This is a genomic window from Shewanella sp. 10N.286.52.C2, from assembly GCF_002874545.1.
Taxonomy (GTDB): domain Bacteria; phylum Pseudomonadota; class Gammaproteobacteria; order Enterobacterales; family Shewanellaceae; genus Shewanella.
Genome location: NZ_MCTV01000022.1, coordinates 45,968 through 64,394, shown reverse-complemented (window position 1 = coordinate 64,394; position 18,427 = coordinate 45,968). Strand labels below are relative to the sequence as shown.

General features: G+C 41.9%; 20 protein-coding genes. 15 read left to right on the top strand and 5 right to left on the bottom strand.

Features of this window, described 5'->3' with window-relative positions:
- Positions 1-145 precede the first annotated feature (145 nt).
- The 4 genes from tgt to secF are packed head-to-tail and all read left to right on the top strand — an operon-like array spanning position 146 to position 4,463.
- Positions 146-1,264 (top strand): tRNA guanosine(34) transglycosylase Tgt, encoded by a 1,119-nt coding sequence (gene tgt, locus BCU94_RS08945; protein WP_102439661.1) that lies wholly within the window; start codon positions 146-148, stop codon positions 1,262-1,264.
- A 37-nt stretch (positions 1,265-1,301) separates the two neighbouring features.
- Positions 1,302-1,634 (top strand): preprotein translocase subunit YajC, encoded by a 333-nt coding sequence (gene yajC, locus BCU94_RS08940; protein ID WP_076542918.1) that lies wholly within the window; start codon positions 1,302-1,304, stop codon positions 1,632-1,634.
- A 17-nt stretch (positions 1,635-1,651) separates the two neighbouring features.
- Positions 1,652-3,505, top strand: a complete 1,854-nt coding sequence (gene secD / locus BCU94_RS08935; RefSeq protein ID WP_102439660.1) for a protein translocase subunit SecD — start codon at positions 1,652-1,654, stop codon at positions 3,503-3,505.
- Between the two features lie 10 nt (positions 3,506-3,515).
- Positions 3,516-4,463: a protein translocase subunit SecF gene (gene secF, locus BCU94_RS08930; protein WP_102476180.1), complete on the top strand. Its 948-nt coding sequence runs from the start codon at positions 3,516-3,518 to the stop codon at positions 4,461-4,463.
- A 67-nt stretch (positions 4,464-4,530) separates the two neighbouring features.
- On the opposite strand, the gene BCU94_RS08925 is transcribed toward secF, so the two are convergent.
- Both BCU94_RS08925 and BCU94_RS08920 read right to left on the bottom strand, forming a co-directional pair.
- On the bottom strand, positions 4,531-4,782 hold the full coding sequence (locus BCU94_RS08925) for a hypothetical protein (RefSeq protein ID WP_102476179.1): 252 nt from the start codon (positions 4,780-4,782) through the stop codon (positions 4,531-4,533).
- Complete coding sequence (locus BCU94_RS08920; RefSeq protein WP_102439658.1) at positions 4,779-5,177, bottom strand: DUF3224 domain-containing protein; 399 nt, start codon at positions 5,175-5,177, stop codon at positions 4,779-4,781. The genes BCU94_RS08925 and BCU94_RS08920 overlap by 4 nt, the downstream gene beginning before the upstream one ends.
- A gap of 129 nt (positions 5,178-5,306) precedes the next feature.
- Between BCU94_RS08920 and BCU94_RS08915 the strand changes: the two genes are divergently transcribed.
- The 5 genes from BCU94_RS08915 (at position 5,307) to BCU94_RS08895 (ending at position 8,824) form a co-directional block, all read left to right on the top strand.
- Positions 5,307-5,624 (top strand): DUF2007 domain-containing protein, encoded by a 318-nt coding sequence (locus BCU94_RS08915; RefSeq protein WP_102439657.1) that lies wholly within the window; start codon positions 5,307-5,309, stop codon positions 5,622-5,624.
- Positions 5,625-5,749: 125 nt separating this feature from the next.
- Entirely contained in the window at positions 5,750-6,676 is a 927-nt protein-coding gene (locus BCU94_RS08910) for a bifunctional precorrin-2 dehydrogenase/sirohydrochlorin ferrochelatase (RefSeq protein ID WP_102476178.1), read from the top strand.
- A 129-nt stretch (positions 6,677-6,805) separates the two neighbouring features.
- Positions 6,806-7,342: a YaeQ family protein gene (locus tag BCU94_RS08905; RefSeq protein WP_102439655.1), complete on the top strand. Its 537-nt coding sequence runs from the start codon at positions 6,806-6,808 to the stop codon at positions 7,340-7,342.
- Between the two features lie 268 nt (positions 7,343-7,610).
- Positions 7,611-8,186: a CBS domain-containing protein gene (locus tag BCU94_RS08900; protein WP_102439654.1), complete on the top strand. Its 576-nt coding sequence runs from the start codon at positions 7,611-7,613 to the stop codon at positions 8,184-8,186.
- A gap of 140 nt (positions 8,187-8,326) precedes the next feature.
- Positions 8,327-8,824, top strand: a complete 498-nt coding sequence (locus tag BCU94_RS08895) for a GNAT family N-acetyltransferase (RefSeq protein ID WP_102476177.1) — start codon at positions 8,327-8,329, stop codon at positions 8,822-8,824.
- A 79-nt stretch (positions 8,825-8,903) separates the two neighbouring features.
- On the opposite strand, the gene dapD is transcribed toward BCU94_RS08895, so the two are convergent.
- The 3 genes from dapD to map are packed head-to-tail and all read right to left on the bottom strand — an operon-like array spanning position 8,904 to position 13,140.
- Positions 8,904-9,728: a 2,3,4,5-tetrahydropyridine-2,6-dicarboxylate N-succinyltransferase gene (dapD, locus tag BCU94_RS08890; RefSeq protein WP_076542908.1), complete on the bottom strand. Its 825-nt coding sequence runs from the start codon at positions 9,726-9,728 to the stop codon at positions 8,904-8,906.
- Between the two features lie 18 nt (positions 9,729-9,746).
- Complete coding sequence (gene glnD, locus BCU94_RS08885; protein ID WP_102476176.1) at positions 9,747-12,326, bottom strand: bifunctional uridylyltransferase/uridylyl-removing protein GlnD; 2,580 nt, start codon at positions 12,324-12,326, stop codon at positions 9,747-9,749.
- A 22-nt stretch (positions 12,327-12,348) separates the two neighbouring features.
- The gene (gene map, locus BCU94_RS08880; protein WP_076542906.1) at positions 12,349-13,140 is read right to left on the bottom strand and encodes a type I methionyl aminopeptidase; all 792 of its coding nucleotides are present in this window, start codon (positions 13,138-13,140) and stop codon (positions 12,349-12,351) included.
- A gap of 330 nt (positions 13,141-13,470) precedes the next feature.
- Here map and rpsB point away from each other — a divergent pair, with 330 nt between their 5' ends.
- The 6 genes from rpsB to BCU94_RS08850 all read left to right on the top strand — a co-directional run bounded on the left by rpsB (position 13,471) and on the right by BCU94_RS08850 (position 18,424).
- Positions 13,471-14,199 (top strand): 30S ribosomal protein S2, encoded by a 729-nt coding sequence (rpsB, locus tag BCU94_RS08875; RefSeq protein ID WP_076542905.1) that lies wholly within the window; start codon positions 13,471-13,473, stop codon positions 14,197-14,199.
- A 115-nt stretch (positions 14,200-14,314) separates the two neighbouring features.
- Positions 14,315-15,166: a translation elongation factor Ts gene (gene tsf, locus BCU94_RS08870; RefSeq protein ID WP_076542904.1), complete on the top strand. Its 852-nt coding sequence runs from the start codon at positions 14,315-14,317 to the stop codon at positions 15,164-15,166.
- 67 nt (positions 15,167-15,233) lie between these two features.
- Positions 15,234-15,971 (top strand): UMP kinase, encoded by a 738-nt coding sequence (pyrH, locus tag BCU94_RS08865; RefSeq protein WP_076542903.1) that lies wholly within the window; start codon positions 15,234-15,236, stop codon positions 15,969-15,971.
- A 109-nt stretch (positions 15,972-16,080) separates the two neighbouring features.
- The gene (gene frr / locus BCU94_RS08860; protein ID WP_076542902.1) at positions 16,081-16,638 is read left to right on the top strand and encodes a ribosome recycling factor; all 558 of its coding nucleotides are present in this window, start codon (positions 16,081-16,083) and stop codon (positions 16,636-16,638) included.
- 83 nt (positions 16,639-16,721) lie between these two features.
- Positions 16,722-17,546, top strand: a complete 825-nt coding sequence (locus BCU94_RS08855) for an isoprenyl transferase (RefSeq protein ID WP_102476175.1) — start codon at positions 16,722-16,724, stop codon at positions 17,544-17,546.
- Positions 17,547-17,566: 20 nt separating this feature from the next.
- Entirely contained in the window at positions 17,567-18,424 is an 858-nt protein-coding gene (locus BCU94_RS08850) for a phosphatidate cytidylyltransferase (protein ID WP_102439650.1), read from the top strand.
- The last annotated feature ends 3 nt before the right edge of the window (positions 18,425-18,427 follow it).

Genomic DNA, 18,427 nt, shown 5'->3' with positions numbered 1-18,427 from the left:
CGATTGATTTTGATCTAAAATACCCGCCCACAGAGGTGGGTATTTTTTTGGGTTTATTTTGTAGCCTCACTTGAAGTTGCAACATTTGCCCTCATGTCTTAATGAAACAACAGCGAGTCAGACTGTTTATCTGGCAAGGTGATTTATGAAATTTGAATTAGATACAACTGATGGTCGCGCACGTCGTGGTCGTCTGATTTTTGAGCGCGGCACCGTTGAAACCCCAGCATTTATGCCAGTAGGTACTTACGGTACTGTGAAAGGGATGACGCCTGAAGAAGTTAGAGCCACAGGCGCTGATATTCTGTTAGGTAACACCTTCCATTTATGGCTTCGCCCAGGTGAAGAAATCATGCGTAAGCATGGCGATCTTCATGATTTTATGAATTGGCAGCGTCCAATTTTGACTGACTCTGGCGGGTTCCAGGTATTTAGCTTGGGTGATATTCGTAAAATCACAGAAGAAGGGGTGCATTTCCGTTCGCCTATCAATGGTGAGAAGATTTTCTTAGACCCTGAAAAGTCGATGCAAATTCAAGACTCATTAGGCAGCGATGTGGTGATGATTTTTGACGAATGTACGCCATATCCTGCAACACATGATGAAGCGCGTAAGTCGATGCAAATGTCATTACGTTGGGCACAGCGTTCACGTGACGAATTTAACCGTTTAGAAAATCCGAACTCGTTATTCGGTATTATCCAAGGCGGTGTGTACGAAGATTTGCGTGATGAAAGTATTAAGGGCTTAACTGAAATCGGATTTGATGGCTACGCCGTAGGTGGTTTAGCTGTTGGAGAACCTAAAGAAGATATGCACCGTATTTTAGAGCATGTTTGTCCTCAGATCCCTGAAGATAAGCCTCGCTACTTAATGGGCGTTGGTAAGCCAGAAGATTTAGTTGAAGGCGTCCGTCGTGGTGTGGATATGTTTGATTGTGTTATGCCAACCCGTAACGCACGTAATGGTCACTTATTTACTTCTGAAGGCGTGATTAAAATTCGTAATGCTCGTCATCGCGATGATACTTCTACCCTTGATGAAAATTGTGATTGTTATACCTGTAAAAACTACACCCGCGCGTATTTATATCACTTAGATCGCTGCAATGAGATCTTAGGTGCGCGTTTAAACACCATTCACAACCTACGTTACTATCAAATGTTGATGGAAGGTTTGCGTGGCGCAATTCAGACAGGTACATTAGACGCCTTCGTGACAGAGTTTTACACCAAACTGGGTCGTGAAGTACCAGAACTATAGTTGACTGATTTTTTTTAGAAAATAAGAAGAGAGTAATATGTTAATTTCAAATGCATACGCAAACGCAGCAGGCGCTCCTCAAGGTGGCGGCACCATGGAACTGATTTTCATGCTAGTTATTTTTGGCTTGATCTTCTACTTCATGATCTTCCGTCCGCAGTCTAAGCGTGTAAAAGAGCACAAAAACTTAATGTCTGCATTAAGTAAAGGTGATGAAGTGCTTACAAGCGGTGGCATTTTAGGCAAGATTGCTAAAATCAGCGATGATAGTGATTATGTTTTATTAAGCATTAATGAAACCAGTCAGATCACCATTAAAAAGGACTATATTGCAGCGGTATTGCCAAAAGGCTCTATCCAGTCGTTGTAAGCCAAGAGGGCTCAGGTGTGTTAAATAAATACCCAATGTGGAAGAACATCATGGTGATGCTAGTCATCGCCATTGGTGCTTTTTACGCAACTCCAAACCTATTTGGTGAGGATCATGCAGTACAAGTCGTAGCGACTCGTGGTGCAGAAGTGACAACTTCAACTCTATCGACAGTAAACGGATTACTTGAAAGTAAAGGCATTGCGGTAAAGCGCTCTGAGCTCGAAGATGGGCAATTACTTGTCCGTGTTCAAAATTCTGAGCAGCAATTGCTTGCTAAAGAAGCCATTGCTGATTCATTAGGTGATAAATATACCGTTGCATTAAACCTAGCGCCGGCGACACCTGAGTGGCTTGAAGCTCTTGGTGGATCACCAATGAAGTTTGGTTTGGATTTACGCGGCGGTGTTCACTTCTTAATGGAAGTGGATATGGGCGAAGCTATTCGTAAGATGGAAGAAGCCAAAATTGCTGATTTTAGAAGCCAATTGCGTGAAGAGAAAATTCGTTACGCAGGTGTTCGTAAAACTGCAAAAGGCCTTGAGATTAAATTCCGTGATGCTGAAAACTTAGCCAAAGCAGAACGCTTCTTAAAGTCTCGCAATAATAATGAAATGGTATTTAATGATGGTAGCAGCGGTGAAAACTTTGCCCTGTATGCCACCATGAGTGATAGCTACCTTAGTCAAATTAAGGAAGAAGCACTACAGCAAAACATGACGACTATTCGTAATCGTGTTAACGAACTGGGTGTTGCTGAGCCGGTAGTACAGCGTCAAGGCGCTGAACGTATTATTGTTGAACTGCCAGGTGTACAAGACACTGCGCGTGCAAAAGAAATTTTAGGTGCTACAGCATCAATTGAATTTCGCATGGTTGATCAAAACACTGATCAAAGCGCAGCAGCAAATGGCCGCGTACCTGCGACCTCAGAGGTATTTCCTCGTCGTTCAGGTGGCATTGCGGTGCTGAAAAAAGAAGTGATGTTAACTGGTGATCATATTACCGGTGCCCAACCTTCTTTTGATGAATATAGTCGCCCACAAGTATCGATTAACTTAGATGCTAAAGGTGGCAACATCTTCTCTAACGTCACTAAAGACAACATTGGTAACCCAATGGCGACTTTATTTATTGAGTATAAGGATAGCGGTATTCGCAATCCTGATGGCTCAGTGAAAATGACTAAAATTGAAGAAGTTATTTCAGTTGCTACCATTCAAGCTCGTCTAGGCCGAAATTTCGTTATTAACGGTCTTGATCATTCTGAAGCACAAAGCTTAGCGTTATTACTTCGTGCAGGTGCGCTTATTGCGCCAGTGACGATTGTAGAAGAACGTACTATTGGTCCAAGCCTTGGTGCACAAAATGTTGAAAATGGTATCCAAGCAATGATTTGGGGCTTGGCAGTTGTTTTAGTCTTTATGCTTATCTATTACCGTGCATTTGGTGTTATCGCAAACTTAGCACTTACCGCTAACTTAGTGATGGTTGTTGGCGTGATGTCAATGATCCCAGGTGCCGTATTAACCCTGCCTGGTATTGCCGGTATGGTATTGACCGTTGGTATGGCAGTAGATGGTAACGTGCTGATTTACGAACGTATCCGTGAAGAGTTACTTGCTGGACGCAGTGTTCAACAAGCGATTCATGAAGGTTACGCCAATGCATTTTCAACCATTGCTGATGCAAACATTACCACCTTTATGACGGCATTAATTTTATTTGCTGTGGGTACGGGCGCGGTTAAAGGTTTCGCAATTACTCTGATGATTGGTATTGCAACGTCAATGTTTACTTCTATCGTGGGAACGCGCGTTATCGTGAATCTCATGTGGGGTGGTAAACGCGTTAAGAAACTATCAATTTAAGGAGTTGACCATGTTACAAATATTTTCAGTAAAGAAAACGATCAACTTTCTAAAACATGCAATGCCAATCAGTGTTTTATCAATGATTTTGGTGGTGGCTTCTTTTGTGTCATTAGGCACAAAAGGCATCAACTGGGGTCTTGATTTTACTGGTGGTACGGTTGTTGAGTTAGAGTTTTCAAAACCAGTAGACTTATTAGAGCTACGTGCTGAATACAGTACTGATGGCGCTGACGGAGCAGTAGTGCAAAATTTCGGTTCAAGCCGAGATATCTTAGTACGTTTACCTGTTCGTGATGATCTAAAAAGTGATGATCAAGTCGCTGCGATTGTGCACGGTGCTCAAGTTATTGATGCCAACGTTGTTCAAAAGCGTGTTGAATTTGTTGGCCCTCAAGTGGGGAAAGAGTTAGCAGAGCAAGGCGGCTTAGCCGTGATTGTGGCGTTAATTTGTATTCTCATTTACGTATCATTCCGCTTCGAATGGCGTTTAGCAATGGGCTCTGTTGCCGCACTTGCTCACGATGTCATCGTCACCTTAGGCATTTTCTCTATTTTACAATTAGAGTTTGATTTAACGGTATTAGCAGGTTTGCTTACGGTAGTGGGTTACTCGTTGAACGATACCATCGTAGTCTATGACCGTATCCGCGAGAACTTCTTGAAGATGCGTAAAGGCGGTCCTGATGAAGTGGTTAATACGTCTATCACGCAGACAATGAGCCGTACTATTATTACTACAGGTACTACCTTAGTGGTGGTGATTGCGCTATTCCTTAAGGGCGGTAGCATGATCCATGGTTTCGCAACGGCGCTACTGTGTGGTATTTTTGTTGGTACTTACTCATCTATTTACGTGGCAAGTTACTTAGCCATTAAATTGGGTATTTGTCGCGAGCATATGATGCCAGTTGAGATTGAGAAAGAAGGTGCTGATCAACCTTCAATGATGCCTTAATCTTAAGCCGCAACACAAAAAAGCCACTCAATCGAGTGGCTTTATTATTGGAATGTATTTCTTAAATTTAATTACTGATGTTTAAGCTGCTTGCAGGGATAACTTGCTGGGATAACAAGTGCCTATAAACTTCAGCTTTAATGGATGCAATGAACTGGCTGTTAGTCGGGTGATGAATATCCAATGCAACCCAGCCATCAGTGGACATTTGTTCTAACTGAGTAAATTTAGTGCCTGAAATAGTGTCAGCATCCCACTGCCCAGTAGCTTTAATTATGCCAACCGAAGAGTGTAAGCGGCTAATAGAAAACCCCATCATATTTGGCTTAATTCCATTTGGTACTCAGCTTGGCCTTTTTCACCAGAAGTAAATGCGCCTTTACCAGCAATGTTAATCAACTCGCCTTGGCCAGAATTTGGCACGATAATGAAGTCACTGCTGGCGACACCACTTTCAAACTTACCATTGTGTTGCAATACAAAGCTGCCGGACTTGCCATTAATGCTGACTTCCACGTTTTCAAAACCACAAAACACTGCTTTGCCATCTGCGGTATAACACATGATATATTTGGGCTGGCTGACACCTTCAAGATCGCCTGAGTACATTTGGCTAATACTTGCTGAGGTTTGCTTAGCACCATCAGGGTGTTCTATATCTGTGGCTTCATCCCAATTTGTAATTTGAAATACACCGGATATTTGCAGATTCATATGATTCTCCTTTAAAGGCTATCAAGAGCATATAATGAGTATAAAGTTTAATCAATGCTCGACAGCAAGAACCATTTACAAGTACGATGATTAAAAATTTGCCATCAGAGCAATGCAGTAGGAATAATAATGGACAATAGAAAAGTACTCTTAACGGGCGGTAATTTACTCCAAGCGCATACTTGGAAAGGGCTGCTTGAAACAAATGGCATATTGGTAGAATTGACCGGTGAAGCTTTACTCGGTGGTGTTGGTGAGTTACCCACTGAAATGCAAACTGTGGATATCTGGGTTTGTCAAAATCAACTCGAGCAAGCTAAAACGCTGTTAGAGTCTCATAATATGGACTGTCCGCAATGGCAATGCCTTCAATGTCATGAGATGAATGAAGGCAGTTTTGAACTGTGCTGGCAATGCAGCTCGCCACAAAGTACCACCCACAACTAACATTGACCTTTTACCGCTGTAAAAGTCTTAAGATTGAATCATTATTATTGATACTAAATAAGACGATGACAATGGCACTATTAACTGGTTATAGTTGATTATCTTAATTATTTTGCGAGTGATCGATGCAGTATTTTCCATTATTTGTGGATACCAAAAATTTACAGGTACTAGTTGTTGGTGCCGGAGAAGTGGCCACTAGAAAGCTTGATTTGCTGTCACGCACCGAAGCTGACATTACTGTTATTGCCCCGGATATCGCTCAAGAAATTCAAAGCTATCATCAAAAAGGGCGAATTCGATTACATAGGCGCGTTATTGAAGCAGCTGATATTGCTGATTATGATGTGATCTACATGGCCACAGCCAATGAACAACTCAATAAAGACTATGCCGTTTTAGCCACCCAAAAAGGCATTTGGGTCAATGTGGTTGATAATCCCAGTTTTTGCCGCTTTATAACACCTTCCATCGTCGACAGAGGTCGCTTAGTCGTTGCCATCAGTACCGCTGGCGCCGCGCCAGTGTTTGCTCGCACTATTCGTTCCCGACTTGAAACGCTATTGCCCCAGTCATTGAGCCCTCTATTTGATTTTGTTGCGTCAAAGCGCACTGAAGTGCAGCAAAAAATCAGTTCTGGTAAAGATAGACGTTTATTTTGGGAGCGATTCTTTAAACTAAACAGTGATCGTTTTGATAGTGTGACAGAAGCTCATTATCAAGATGCATTTAGCAGTTTAGCTGCCGATGGCGAAATATTATTGTTAGATGAAAACGATAACGCGGCCTTATTGCCTATTGCCGCTATGCCATTATTGCAGAAAATTGAAGTAATTTATCGGGACAGTCCGCTGACTGAAAATGGCGTTAGTACCGATATTAATGAACTTATAAGACGTGATGCTAGCCGCGAAGCTGTCCCTAATTTCAGTGAAATTGCAGCAAAATATCACCATGGCGAGCGCATGCTATTGGTGCTAGACACTGAAAAGTTAAAAAAATTTAAAGCACATTTCCCCATGGCGAAGCATCTTCAACCTGGGGCTTTATAGTCATTTTTGTGGGGATATGTACTGCCTAGCTTAATGGTAAATTGACTGAGCTAAAAACATATTCTAAACCGAGTTTCATACTTGTGCTAAACAGGTTAGACTCGGTTTTTTTATTTGTATGGAACTCCCATGGCGCCTAAAGCTACCGTCTATAAAGCAACAATTCAAATCGCTGATATGGATAGACATTACTATGCCGATCATCAACTTACCATTGCCCAGCATCCTTCAGAAACGGATAGCCGCATGATGGTGAGAATTTTAGCGTTTATTATGAATGCGTCGGACTCGCTGCAATTTAGCAAAGGGCTTTGTGTTGAAGATGAACCTGAGCTATGGGAAAAAAGCTTATCTGATGAAATCAATTTATGGATTGAATTTGGCCAAGCTGATGAGAAGTGGCTGCGTAAAGCTTGTGGTCGGTCAAAGCAGGTTCAGTTAATCACCTACAGTGGTCGCAGTGTGCCTATTTGGTGGAAGCAAAATGAACAAGCACTGCAACGCTATAAAAACTTAAGTGTATTTAATATAGCTGAAGAAAGTGTTGCAGCAATGGAAGTGTTTGTTAACCGCAACATGAAATTGCAGGTGAGTATTACTGATGGCGAAATTTGGTTGTCTGATGAAGCCAATAGCCTGATGGTTCAACCTGAGCGTTTAAAGTAAGGTCAACCAAAGAGCTTATAATTGTTTTAAACCTTTAAATTATACATTTTGCACTATAATTTACAGGTTAACCTGTCTAAATTAAGCCGTCGTATACCACTATCAAGTTTGCCTATGCCAAAACCTGATAGTGGCAAATTAAACTATGAAGTCATTGCAAGTGATTATAATTTAGAAGCTTTAATTGTAATAAGCTTGATAACTTCCCTCAATTAGACTCGATAACACCCAGAAATATCGGTTGTTTTGTCAAAAAAGGAAGTTTTTAATGAAAACACTAAATTTATATTCAGTTGACAAAGTCGATGAGCTTGCCCGCCCTGAAGTGTCTGAGCATATCAATATTTATTCAGCCGCCGCTGCGGTGTTTACTGATTTTAGCCAGCTAAAACCTTTTGTAATTGAAATGAATACCGCTGCGGTAGACGTTGAACATTTAATGAAACAATCCCATGTCAGGTTAAAAATTGTCATTGATCAACAAGGGCATTTTATGGGGCTGGTGAGTTTACAAATGCTTCATAGCCAAGAAATGCTTAAGCAGGTCGCCGCAGGTTTTTCGCGAGATCAACTTTTATTGAGTGACTTTATGTTGCCAAAAAATAAGCTAAAAGCCATTGATTATGTGGAACTGGTTAAAGCGCGAATTATTGATGTCATTGAAACGCTGAAGCATTCCCAGCATCAGCACTGTTTAGTAGTTGACGAGCGAGCCCACGTTATTCGTGGCTTAATTTCGGCTAATGATATTGTGCGAACCTTAAAACTCCCCATTGATGTGAATTTAAATCCCAGCTTTATGGAGATTGCCGATAATGTCGAAAAACTGAAAGCCGCGAGTTAACCGCACTTAACGTCGATTAATCAAGGTCAATTAATCAAGGTCAATTTATCAAGGTCAATTTATCAAGCTTGATGTGTTGTTTTTATATCAGTAAAACAATAATGTGTAATGATTAAGCATGATATTTACACGGAGCAAGGATGCAGATCAGAAAAGCACAGCGCCATGATGCCACAGTGGCATTTGATATTCGAAACCAAGCAATACTAAGCCAATGCAAAGGGCATTATGATGACGCAATGCTGGTAGCTTGGACGGATGGTGAGCTGCCAATAACATTTGTCGATGCATTTTCGGAGCATGGCTATGTTGCTGTGGTCAATGATGCAGTGGTAGGTGTTGGCATGATTGACGTTAACCATGATGCCGGCAAAAGTTTCGCTGTTGCTACTGGCATGGTCGATGGGATGTTTGTGCACCCCAGTACTTTTGGTCTAGGTGTCGGCAGGGCGATGTTACAACAACTCGAAACCGTCGCAATTGAAGCAGGCTGTAAAAAATTAATATTGGATGCTTCTTTAAATGCAGCTGATTTTTATCGCGCTTGTGGTTTTAAAGGTGACAAGCATTCAATTTACCATTCCCCAAGAGGCCTTGAACTTGCTTGTATACCAATGGAAAAGTTAATCATTAAATGAGCTAATTAATCATCAGTTGGCAGATTTTACCCATTAAAAAGGGCTTCAATAGAAGCCCTTTTAATTGGGTGACTAACGATTAATCTACGATACGCAGTAATTCGTTAATACCCACTTTTCCGCGCGTTTTCGCATCAACCTTTTTAACGATAATAGCAGCATATAAGCTGTAAGTGCCGCACTTAGAAGGTAAGTTACCAGAAACAACAACAGAGCCTGCAGGTACACGCCCGTAATGTACTTCACCTGTTTCACGGTCAAAAATACGTGTGCTTTGGCCTATGTATACGCCCATTGAAATAACACTGCCTTCTTCAACAACTACGCCTTCAACGATTTCGCTGCGCGCGCCAATGAAACAGTTATCTTCAATGATAGTAGGACCTGCTTGTAGTGGCTCTAGAACGCCACCAATGCCCACTCCGCCAGATAAATGTACGTTCTTACCAATTTGTGCACAAGAACCCACAGTCGCCCATGTATCGACCATAGTACCTTCGTCAACGAATGCACCTAGGTTGACATAAGAAGGCATTAATACGGTATTTTTACCGATAAATGAGCCTTTACGAACCGTTGCAGGTGGTACAACACGAATTGCTTCTTCTTTGAAACGTTCAGCTGTGTAGTCAGCAAACTTCTGCGGCACTTTATCAAAGTACTTGGTATCACCACCGTCGATAACTTGATTATCAAAGATACGGAAAGAAAGCAGTACCGCTTTCTTTAACCACTGGTGTACATGCCATTCGCCATCAATCTTTTCTGCTACGCGAGCCTGACCTTTGTCTAGCATGCTAATAACAGTTTCGATATCTGCACGAACACTTGGCTCTACCGTGCTAGGTGTGATGTCCTGACGAGCCTCAAATGCAGCTTCTATGCGTTGGCGTAATGCCTCCATTACTTTCTCCCGATTAGTTTATTGTGGTAAAGGTGTTGAAAGCGCTCCTAAGAGGGCTTCAGATAGTTGCGCTTGTTGCGTTTCATTGAGCTCGCTGCCGGCATTATTTTGTAAGATAAAGAAATCTTCGGCGCGCTCTCCAATGGTGGTTATTTTAGCTGATAATAAGGTGATATCGCAGCGATGCAGCACTTCTCCGACGCTGGCTAATAAGCCCGGGAAGTCTAATGCGATTAATTCCATCATACTTGTATCATGGTTAGTCCCAGGTAGGAAACTTACTTGGGTACGAACATTAAAAGGTTTCATGATCCGTGACAGCTTTCTAAATTTTGACGGTTTAGGTTTTTGTGCTGCTAACGCCTTCTCAAGTGACTTTTTAATCGACTGAATGCGGGAAAGTTGGCTGATTGGTTCGCCATCTTGCTCTAGGATAACGAATGTATCTAAGGCGTAATCATCATTTGATGTCATAACGTTAGCATCATGAACATTAATGTTTTTATTGTCTAACACCGCCATAACAGTGGCAAATAACTTGGGTTTATCTTTGGCGTAAACAAACAGCTCGCTGCCACCACGGGTCGTATGCTTTGAAATAAGCACCAATGGTTTTTGCTTGTCGTGTTTCAACAAGGCTTCTGTATGCCATGAAACCTGATTAGGTTGATGACGTAAAAAGTAATCGTCTTTAAACCTTAGCCATAACGCATCAATATTTTTTTGTTTTACGCCACGTCGTAGCAGCTCTTTTTGCGCTTTTTGTTTGGTTTCTTGGACTCGCTCAGCCACATCAATGGGCTTTTCTTTGCCTCTGGCTAACACGCGCTGAGTTGAAAAATATAAATCCCGCAGTAACGAGCCTTTCCAATTATTCCATGCTTTGTGGTTTGTCGCGCAAATATCGGCCACAGTTAAGCAATATAAATAACTTAAATGCACCGCATCTTGGACTCTATCTGCAAAAACGGCCACCACATCAGGATCTGAAATATCACGGCGCTGTGCGGTGACTGACATCACTAAATGGTTTTCAACCAACCAAGCCACTAAACGGCCGTCATGATCGTTTAATCCATGAAGCTTACAAAAATCCAGCGCGTCTTTAGAGCCTAACTTACTATGATCGCCGCCTCGTCCTTTAGCAATGTCATGGAATATAGCGCCTAAAACTAATAAGCCTTTTTTAGGCAACTGATTAATTAAAATCGCGCCTAAGGGGAATTCATCTATCTGCTCAGTTTGCGAAAAGCGGTCAATGTTGAGCAGTAAGCGGTGAGTGTGCTCATCAACCGTGTACGCATGAAATAAATCAAACTGCATTTGACCTTCGATGTTACGCCATGCGGGTAAGTATGAAGATAATATGCCGTGTTTATGCATCAAGGATAAAGCTGTTATGCCACGAGGGTGCTTTAAAATACTCATTAAGCATTTTCTGCACTCTGGGTTATCTTGTAGTGGCCCCTTAAGGCCACGTCGTGCTTTACGTAAAAGCCGCAGCGTTGGGGCATAAATGCGTTGGATATTAGAATTTTTGGCCACTAACAAAAATAAATTAATAATTTGTTCAGGTTGTTGCTCAAACAGTTGATTATCGAGCACTTCAATGAAGTGACCACGGCGCTGATAGTTTTCATTGATTGGCTGAATGGTTAACGGCGCAGTTTGATGCAAGGTTGCACGCTTAAATAACTGCAGCAACATCTCATTTAATTCCATTACCCGTCTTACTGTGCGGTAATAGCGTTTCATCATTTGCTCGACCGCGAGCTGAGTCCCATCCTCATAACCCATTGCTGCGGCAACTTGTCTTTGTAAGTCAAACAGCAGCCTATTTTCATCTCTGCCAGCAATCATGTGCAGTGAAAAACGCAGTTGCCAGAGAAAATCCTGACATTCCAGTAACTCGGTTAATTCAATGGGCTCAAGAAAGTCGTAGCCGACTAATTCTTGTAATGACGCGGCGTCAAAGTGGCGCATAGCCACCCATGCTATAGTTTGAATATCGCGTAAGCCACCGGGACATGACTTGATATTGGGTTCTAAATCAAAGGCATTGGCTTTAGCATGTCGATATTGCTGTTCTTGTTTTTTTGCAAGAAAGAATGTGTCAGAAGGCCAAAAATCATGTTCACGAATCGCGTCATATAATTGATCAAATAAGCTTTCGTCACCTGATAACAATCTAGCTTCAAGCAGGTTAGTAGCAGTGCTGATATCGCTAAGGCCAAGCTCAAGGGTTTGCTCAATGGTGCGCACACTGTGACCGATCTCTAAGCCAGAATCCCAAAGGTAAGTGATAAATTGGCTGATAAGCTCTTGGGCTTGCAGGTTCTTGGCTTCGGTTTGGGTCAGGATCAGTAAATCAATATCAGAGTGGGGGTGTAATTCACCGCGGCCGTATCCACCCACCGCAATGAGCGCAATCGTCTGATCATTAGTATAAAACGATTGCCAAGCTTGTTTTAATAGCTCATCAACAAATACACATCGCTCTTTGACGAGTTCAGTTATTGGCTGCTTTTGAGCAAATTGCGCCAATAAGCGCTGGTTTAGATCGACTAGGGTGTTTTTAGCTACCAGCGCAGTGTTCATTGACGTCCTTTTTACCTAAAAATTAAAGCGTTCTTGGGAATTCTTCTTCATTACGTAGTGTGAGTACTTCGACTCCGGTTTTAGTCACTAGCAATGTGTGTTCCCATTGTGCTGATTTTTTACCATCTGAAGTGGTCACTGTCCAGTTATCTTCTTTATCTAAAACCGTTGTGTAGCGTCCAGCATTAATCATTGGCTCGATTGTGAAACACATGCCTTCTTTTAAAACCGTTTTGTCGTTGTTTTTATAATGGACCACTTGTGGCTCTTCGTGAAAGCCTTCACCGATGCCGTGACCACAATAATCTTGCACGATTGAGTATTTGTCTAAACCAGATTTACTGGCTTTAATGAACTTTTCGATAGCAGTGCCAATTTCACCTAACTTAGCACCCGGCTTGACTTTCTTAATGGCTAAATAAAGGCTTTCTTGAGCAATACGAACTAGACGTTTGTCTTTAGGGCTAACATCACCAATTAAAAACATTTTAGAGGTGTCGCCATGAAAGCCATCTTTGATCACTGTGATATCGATATTGAGCACGTCACCGTCTTTTAATATGTAAGGGCCAGGAATACCATGACACACGACTTCATTTACCGAAGTACAGATTGATTTTGGAAAGCCGTGATAGTTCAGCGGTGCAGAGATAGCTCCATGTTCTTCAGTGTATTTAGCACAGATTTCATTCAACTCATCTGTCGTTACTCCCACTTTTACATGTGGGGCTATCATTTCTAACACGTCAGCGGCTAATTTACCTGCTACACGCATTTTTTCGATTTGTTCTGCTGTCTTGATAACTATGCTCATGAATTTTCTCTTACCGTTGTCGCTGTCAAAAAAGCGCATTTAAAATGTGGCAAAATTTGTACTTTTTACCCAGTTATGATATAAAGCGCGCCGTTATGTATAAGTCTTAACGAAACATAAAAGTGAACTAAGCATCAAAGCTTTCTTCACTTATTGCTTCACTAAGAGTAAAATATGGCGGCCATTATACATGTTATAGATGGCAATTTAACTAAATACTAAATCACACACGTATCGACACATTCTTCGGGGTGCTCTTAGTCTATTTTAGGCAAGGGTCGAAGGTATGGGATCCGTGGAGGTCTAACCCCCCAAATTAAGGTATATAAAATGACTACTGTTTCAATGCGCGACATGCTTCAAGCTGGTGTTCACTTCGGTCACCAAACTCGTTACTGGAATCCTAAGATGAAACCTTTCATCTTCGGTGCACGTAATGGTGTTCATATCATCAACCTTGAGCACACTGTACCAATGTTCAACGAAGCTTTAGCTTTCATTAGCAATGTTGCTTCTAAGAAAGGTAAAGTTCTTTTTGTTGGTACTAAGCGCGCTGCTGGCGAAGCTATCAAAGAAGCTGCAATCTCTTGTGACCAGTACTACGTTGATCACCGCTGGTTAGGCGGTATGTTGACTAACTGGAAAACTGTTCGTCAGTCAATCAAACGTCTTAAAGAGCTAGAAAGCCAGTCTGTTGACGGTACTTTCGACAAGCTTACTAAGAAAGAAGCGTTAATGCGTACTCGCGAGCTAGAGAAGTTAGAAAAATCTCTTGGTGGTATCAAAAACATGGGCGGCTTACCTGACGTATTATTCGTTATCGGTGCTGACCACGAGCATATCGCTATTAAAGAAGCTAACAACTTAGGTATCCCAGTTGTTGCTGTTGTTGATACTAACTCTGCTCCAGATGGCGTTAACTACATCGTTCCTGGTAACGATGATGCTATGCGTTCTATCCGTTTGTACACTTCTTCTGTTGCTGCAGCTGCTAACTCAGGCCGTGGTCAAGATTTAGCTGTTCAAGCTGAGCAAGACGGTTTCGTAGAAACTGTTTAATAAGGTTGATGGTTACCATCTCCCTTATTTGCCAATAATTAATTGGTGAACAGGGGCCTTTAGGCCCCTGTTTTATAGATGAAATATTAAACGAATCAAATTTGAGGACTTAACAATGGCAATTACTGCTGCCCAAGTTAAAGAACTTCGTGACCGCACTGGCGCTGGCATGATGGACTGTAAAAAAGCATTGACTGAAACTAACGGTGATATCGAGCTAGCGATTGATAACATGCGTAAGAGCGGTGCTGCAAAAGCTGCTAAAAAAGCAGGCAACATTGCTGCTGAAGGTACAATTCTAATCAAGCAAGCTGAAGGCTACACAGCATTATTAGAAGTTAACTGCCAAACAGATTTCGTTGCTAAAGACGGTAACTTCTTAGCATTTGCTAACGAAGTACTTGAAGTTGCTGCTGCATCTAAAGTAACAATCGAAGAGCTAAAAGCACAGTTTGAAGAAACTCGTGTTGCTTTAGTAGCTAAAATCGGTGAAAACATCAACGTTCGTCGTATCGAGTACATCGATGGCGCTACTCAAGCGACTTACCGTCACGGCGACCGTATCGGTGTTGTTGTAACGGGTGAAGCTGACGCTGAAACACTTAAGCACATCGCAATGCATGTTGCTGCTTCTAAGCCTGAATTCGTTAATCCAACTGACGTACCTGCTGATGTTGTTGCTCGTGAGCAAGCGCTTCAAGTAGAAATCGCGATGAACGAAGGTAAGCCTCAAGAAATCGCTGAGAAGATGGTTATTGGCCGTATGAAGAAGTTTACTGGTGAGATCTCTCTTACTGGTCAAGCTTACATCATGGAGCCTAAGAAAACTGTTGGCGATATTCTTAAAGAGAAAGGCGCAACAGTATCTAACTTCATTCGTTTAGAAGTGGGTGAAGGTATCGAGAAGAAAGAAGAAGATTTCGCTGCAGAAGTTGCTGCACAAATCGCCGCTACTAAAAAAGCGTAATTCAACATCTCTTCATACCCTAAAGCCGCAGCAACCGCTGCGGTTTTGTTATAATTAGGAAAAAGTTATGAGCACCAATCCAAAACCTGCATTTAGACGCGTTCTTTTAAAATTAAGTGGTGAAGCCTTGATGGGCGAAGAAGGCTTCGGTATTGACCCTAAAGTACTTGATCGTATGGCTCAAGAAGTCAAAGAACTGGTTGAGTTAGGTATTCAAGTTGGGGTTGTAATTGGTGGTGGTAATCTATTCCGTGGTGAAGGCTTAGCGCAAGCTGGTATGAATCGTGTTGTTGGCGATCATATGGGCATGTTAGCAACCGTAATGAACGGCCTTGCAATGCGTGATGCACTGCACCGTGCCTATGTAAATGCACGTTTGATGTCAGCCATTCCTTTAAAAGGTGTGTGTGATGACTACAACTGGGCTGAAGCAATCAGTTTATTAAAATCGGGTCGTGTTGTGATTTTTGCAGCGGGTACCGGTAATCCATTCTGTACAACCGATTCAGCAGCCTGCTTACGCGGCATTGAAATTGAAGCTGAAGTTGTACTTAAAGGCACTAAAGTTGATGGTGTTTATTCAGCTGATCCAATGAAGGATCCAGAAGCGGTTAAATACGACACCCTGTGCTTCAACGAAGTGTTAGAAAACGAATTTAAGGTAATGGACTTAGCAGCATTTACGCTAGCCCGTGACCACAACATGCCAATATTAGTATTCAACATGAATAAGCCAGGTGCATTGCGCCGTGTTATCATGGGTGAAGAAGAAGGCACGTATATTAGCGCTAAAAAATCAAGCTAAATCAGGCTTAGAAATTTAACTTGAACGGGTATCGACATAGGGCAACCCGTGTACCATTATCAAGGTGCCGTTCAGGTATTAAGTGTTTGTGACCAAAAGGATATTTAACGTGATTAATACAATTAAAGAAGATGCTCAAGAACGTATGAGCAAATGTGTTGAAGCAACTAAAAACCAAATGGCCAAAGTGCGTACCGGCCGTGCTCACCCAAGTTTACTTGATTCAATTCAGGTTTCTTACTACGGTTCTATGACACCACTTAAGCAAGTTGCTAATATTGGTATCGAAGACTCACGTACGCTAAATGTAACTGTATTTGATGCTACTATGGTGCAAGCTGTAGAAAAAGCGATTATGAGCTCTGATTTAGGCTTAAATCCAATGACTGCCGGCAACTCAATGCGTATTCCATTACCAGCATTGACTGAAGAGCGTCGTAAAGATTTCATCAAAGTGGTTCGTGGTGAAGCTGAAAATGGCCGTGTTGCAGTCCGTAACGTTCGCCGTGATGCTATCAGCGAAATTAAAAAGCTTGAGAAAGCAAAAGAGTGTACTGAAGATGATGTTCGCCGTAGCGAAGATGAAATTCAGAAGTTCACCGATGCTAGCATCAAGAATATTGATGGAATTTTAGCTGTTAAAGAAAAAGAATTGATGGAAGTCTAATTCTCCTCATAGCAAAGCTAGAGTTGAAGCGCCGTGTAAGGTTATACTACACGGCGTTTGTCTATTTGAAAGGGTTGTAATAGATGTCATCCACTGTTGGATTTGAGCCAGAAACACAATTAGATACCGATATTGATTCATCAGAGCAATTGCCTGGGCAATTATCTGATGTGGTTAAACAGTCGTTGCCTAAACATGTTGCCATCATTATGGATGGCAATGGCCGCTGGGCTCAGCAACAAGGTAAACCAAGAGTGTTCGGCCACAAGGCCGGTGTAAAGGCCGTGCGTAGGGCTGTCAGTGTGGCGAGCCAGTTACAAATCGAGTCGTTAACCTTGTTTGCTTTTTCCAGTGAAAATTGGCGTCGTCCTGATAAAGAAGTCAGTTTGCTGATGGAATTGTTTTTCACTGTATTACAGCGCGAAATCAAACTACTGCATAATAATCAAGTGTGTTTAAATATTATCGGTGATATCAGCCGCTTTTCTGCACGTTTACAAAAACAGATCCATGAAGCACAACAAAAAACGGCAGGCAATACTGGTTTAGTGCTTAATGTTGCTGCTAACTATGGTGGCCGCTGGGATATTTTACAAGCGACACAAAAGTTAGCGGATAAAGTCGCCCAAGGTGATTTAGCATCCGATGAGTTAACTGAAGATTTATTAAATCAACAACTGTGCATGCACGGACAAAATGAAGTTGATTTGATGATCCGGACAGGCGGTGATTACCGCATCAGTAATTTTATTTTATGGCAGGCTGCATATGCGGAGTTAGTCTTTACTGACACCTTATGGCCAGATTTCAATGAGCAAGCGTTTAAAGATGCCCTTGCTGTATTTGCCAGTAGACAGCGCCGCTTTGGTTTGACAGGCAGTCAAATCGAAGAAATTCGCGCTATATAAAGAATCAAGAGGCTAAACTTTTGTTAAAACAAAGAATTATAACAGTATTATGGTTACTTCCTCTCGTTATAGGGGCCATTTTCTTTCTGCCTGCAGAGTATTTTGCTTGGGTTTTGGTGCCGGTATTCATGATCGGCGCAAAAGAGTGGGGCAGCTTTATTGACCCTGAGTGTAAAGTGACCCAGTGGACATTTACCGTCACAGTCACCGTTATTTTATTAGCGTTAAACTTTATCGTACCTGTGGATGCAATGTGGCTTAAAGGCCAGTTACACCCTATTTTTGTCTCTATTATTGCTATTGGTGCTTTTTGGTGGTTTTTAAGCGCACTTTTAGTTATTTCATTTCCTAAAACTGACAGCATATGGAAAAACAGCCCAATGCTGAAGTCGATGTTTGGTCAGCTAACACTTATTCCCTGTTTTGTTGCCCTCATTACGCTCAAATCAATCAGCAGTAATGTTGACCCTTATTTTGGCGGCACCTTAGTCTTTTTAGTCATGTTAGTTGTTTGGGCCGCTGATACAGGTGCTTATTTTGCTGGTCGCGCATTTGGTAAGCATAAATTGATGCCCAATGTTAGCCCTAATAAAACCCTTGAAGGTTTGATTGGTGGCTTATTAGCAACCTTGGTCGTCGCATGTGGGGTGATGTATTACTCACCAGAACAAGAATTAGCTTTAGTGATTACCGTTACGCTGATAACCGCTTTAGCTTCAGCCTTTGGTGATTTATCTGAAAGCATGTTTAAACGTGCTGCTGATATAAAAGATTCAGGTACTATTTTACCAGGCCATGGTGGAGTACTCGATAGAATGGACAGTTTAACGGCTGCACTACCGATCTTCACTCTTATCTACATCGCATTCTGGATTTAATAC

What these genes read in the sequence shown, in the direction of transcription:
- tgt (WP_102439661.1), top strand. Translation starts at nt 146, where the DNA reads ATGAAATTTGAATTAGATACAACTGATGGTCGCGCACGTCGTGGTCGT.
- yajC (WP_076542918.1), top strand. Translation starts at nt 1,302, where the DNA reads ATGTTAATTTCAAATGCATACGCAAACGCAGCAGGCGCTCCTCAAGGT.
- secF (WP_102476180.1), top strand. Translation starts at nt 3,516, where the DNA reads ATGTTACAAATATTTTCAGTAAAGAAAACGATCAACTTTCTAAAACAT.
- BCU94_RS08925 (WP_102476179.1), bottom strand. Translation starts at nt 4,782, where the DNA reads ATGATGGGGTTTTCTATTAGCCGCTTACACTCTTCGGTTGGCATAATT.
- BCU94_RS08920 (WP_102439658.1), bottom strand. Translation starts at nt 5,177, where the DNA reads ATGAATCTGCAAATATCCGGTGTATTTCAAATTACAAATTGGGATGAA.
- BCU94_RS08915 (WP_102439657.1), top strand. Translation starts at nt 5,307, where the DNA reads ATGGACAATAGAAAAGTACTCTTAACGGGCGGTAATTTACTCCAAGCG.
- BCU94_RS08910 (WP_102476178.1), top strand. Translation starts at nt 5,750, where the DNA reads ATGCAGTATTTTCCATTATTTGTGGATACCAAAAATTTACAGGTACTA.
- BCU94_RS08905 (WP_102439655.1), top strand. Translation starts at nt 6,806, where the DNA reads ATGGCGCCTAAAGCTACCGTCTATAAAGCAACAATTCAAATCGCTGAT.
- BCU94_RS08900 (WP_102439654.1), top strand. Translation starts at nt 7,611, where the DNA reads ATGAAAACACTAAATTTATATTCAGTTGACAAAGTCGATGAGCTTGCC.
- BCU94_RS08895 (WP_102476177.1), top strand. Translation starts at nt 8,327, where the DNA reads ATGCAGATCAGAAAAGCACAGCGCCATGATGCCACAGTGGCATTTGAT.
- dapD (WP_076542908.1), bottom strand. Translation starts at nt 9,728, where the DNA reads ATGGAGGCATTACGCCAACGCATAGAAGCTGCATTTGAGGCTCGTCAG.
- glnD (WP_102476176.1), bottom strand. Translation starts at nt 12,326, where the DNA reads ATGAACACTGCGCTGGTAGCTAAAAACACCCTAGTCGATCTAAACCAG.
- map (WP_076542906.1), bottom strand. Translation starts at nt 13,140, where the DNA reads ATGAGCATAGTTATCAAGACAGCAGAACAAATCGAAAAAATGCGTGTA.
- rpsB (WP_076542905.1), top strand. Translation starts at nt 13,471, where the DNA reads ATGACTACTGTTTCAATGCGCGACATGCTTCAAGCTGGTGTTCACTTC.
- tsf (WP_076542904.1), top strand. Translation starts at nt 14,315, where the DNA reads ATGGCAATTACTGCTGCCCAAGTTAAAGAACTTCGTGACCGCACTGGC.
- pyrH (WP_076542903.1), top strand. Translation starts at nt 15,234, where the DNA reads ATGAGCACCAATCCAAAACCTGCATTTAGACGCGTTCTTTTAAAATTA.
- BCU94_RS08855 (WP_102476175.1), top strand. Translation starts at nt 16,722, where the DNA reads ATGTCATCCACTGTTGGATTTGAGCCAGAAACACAATTAGATACCGAT.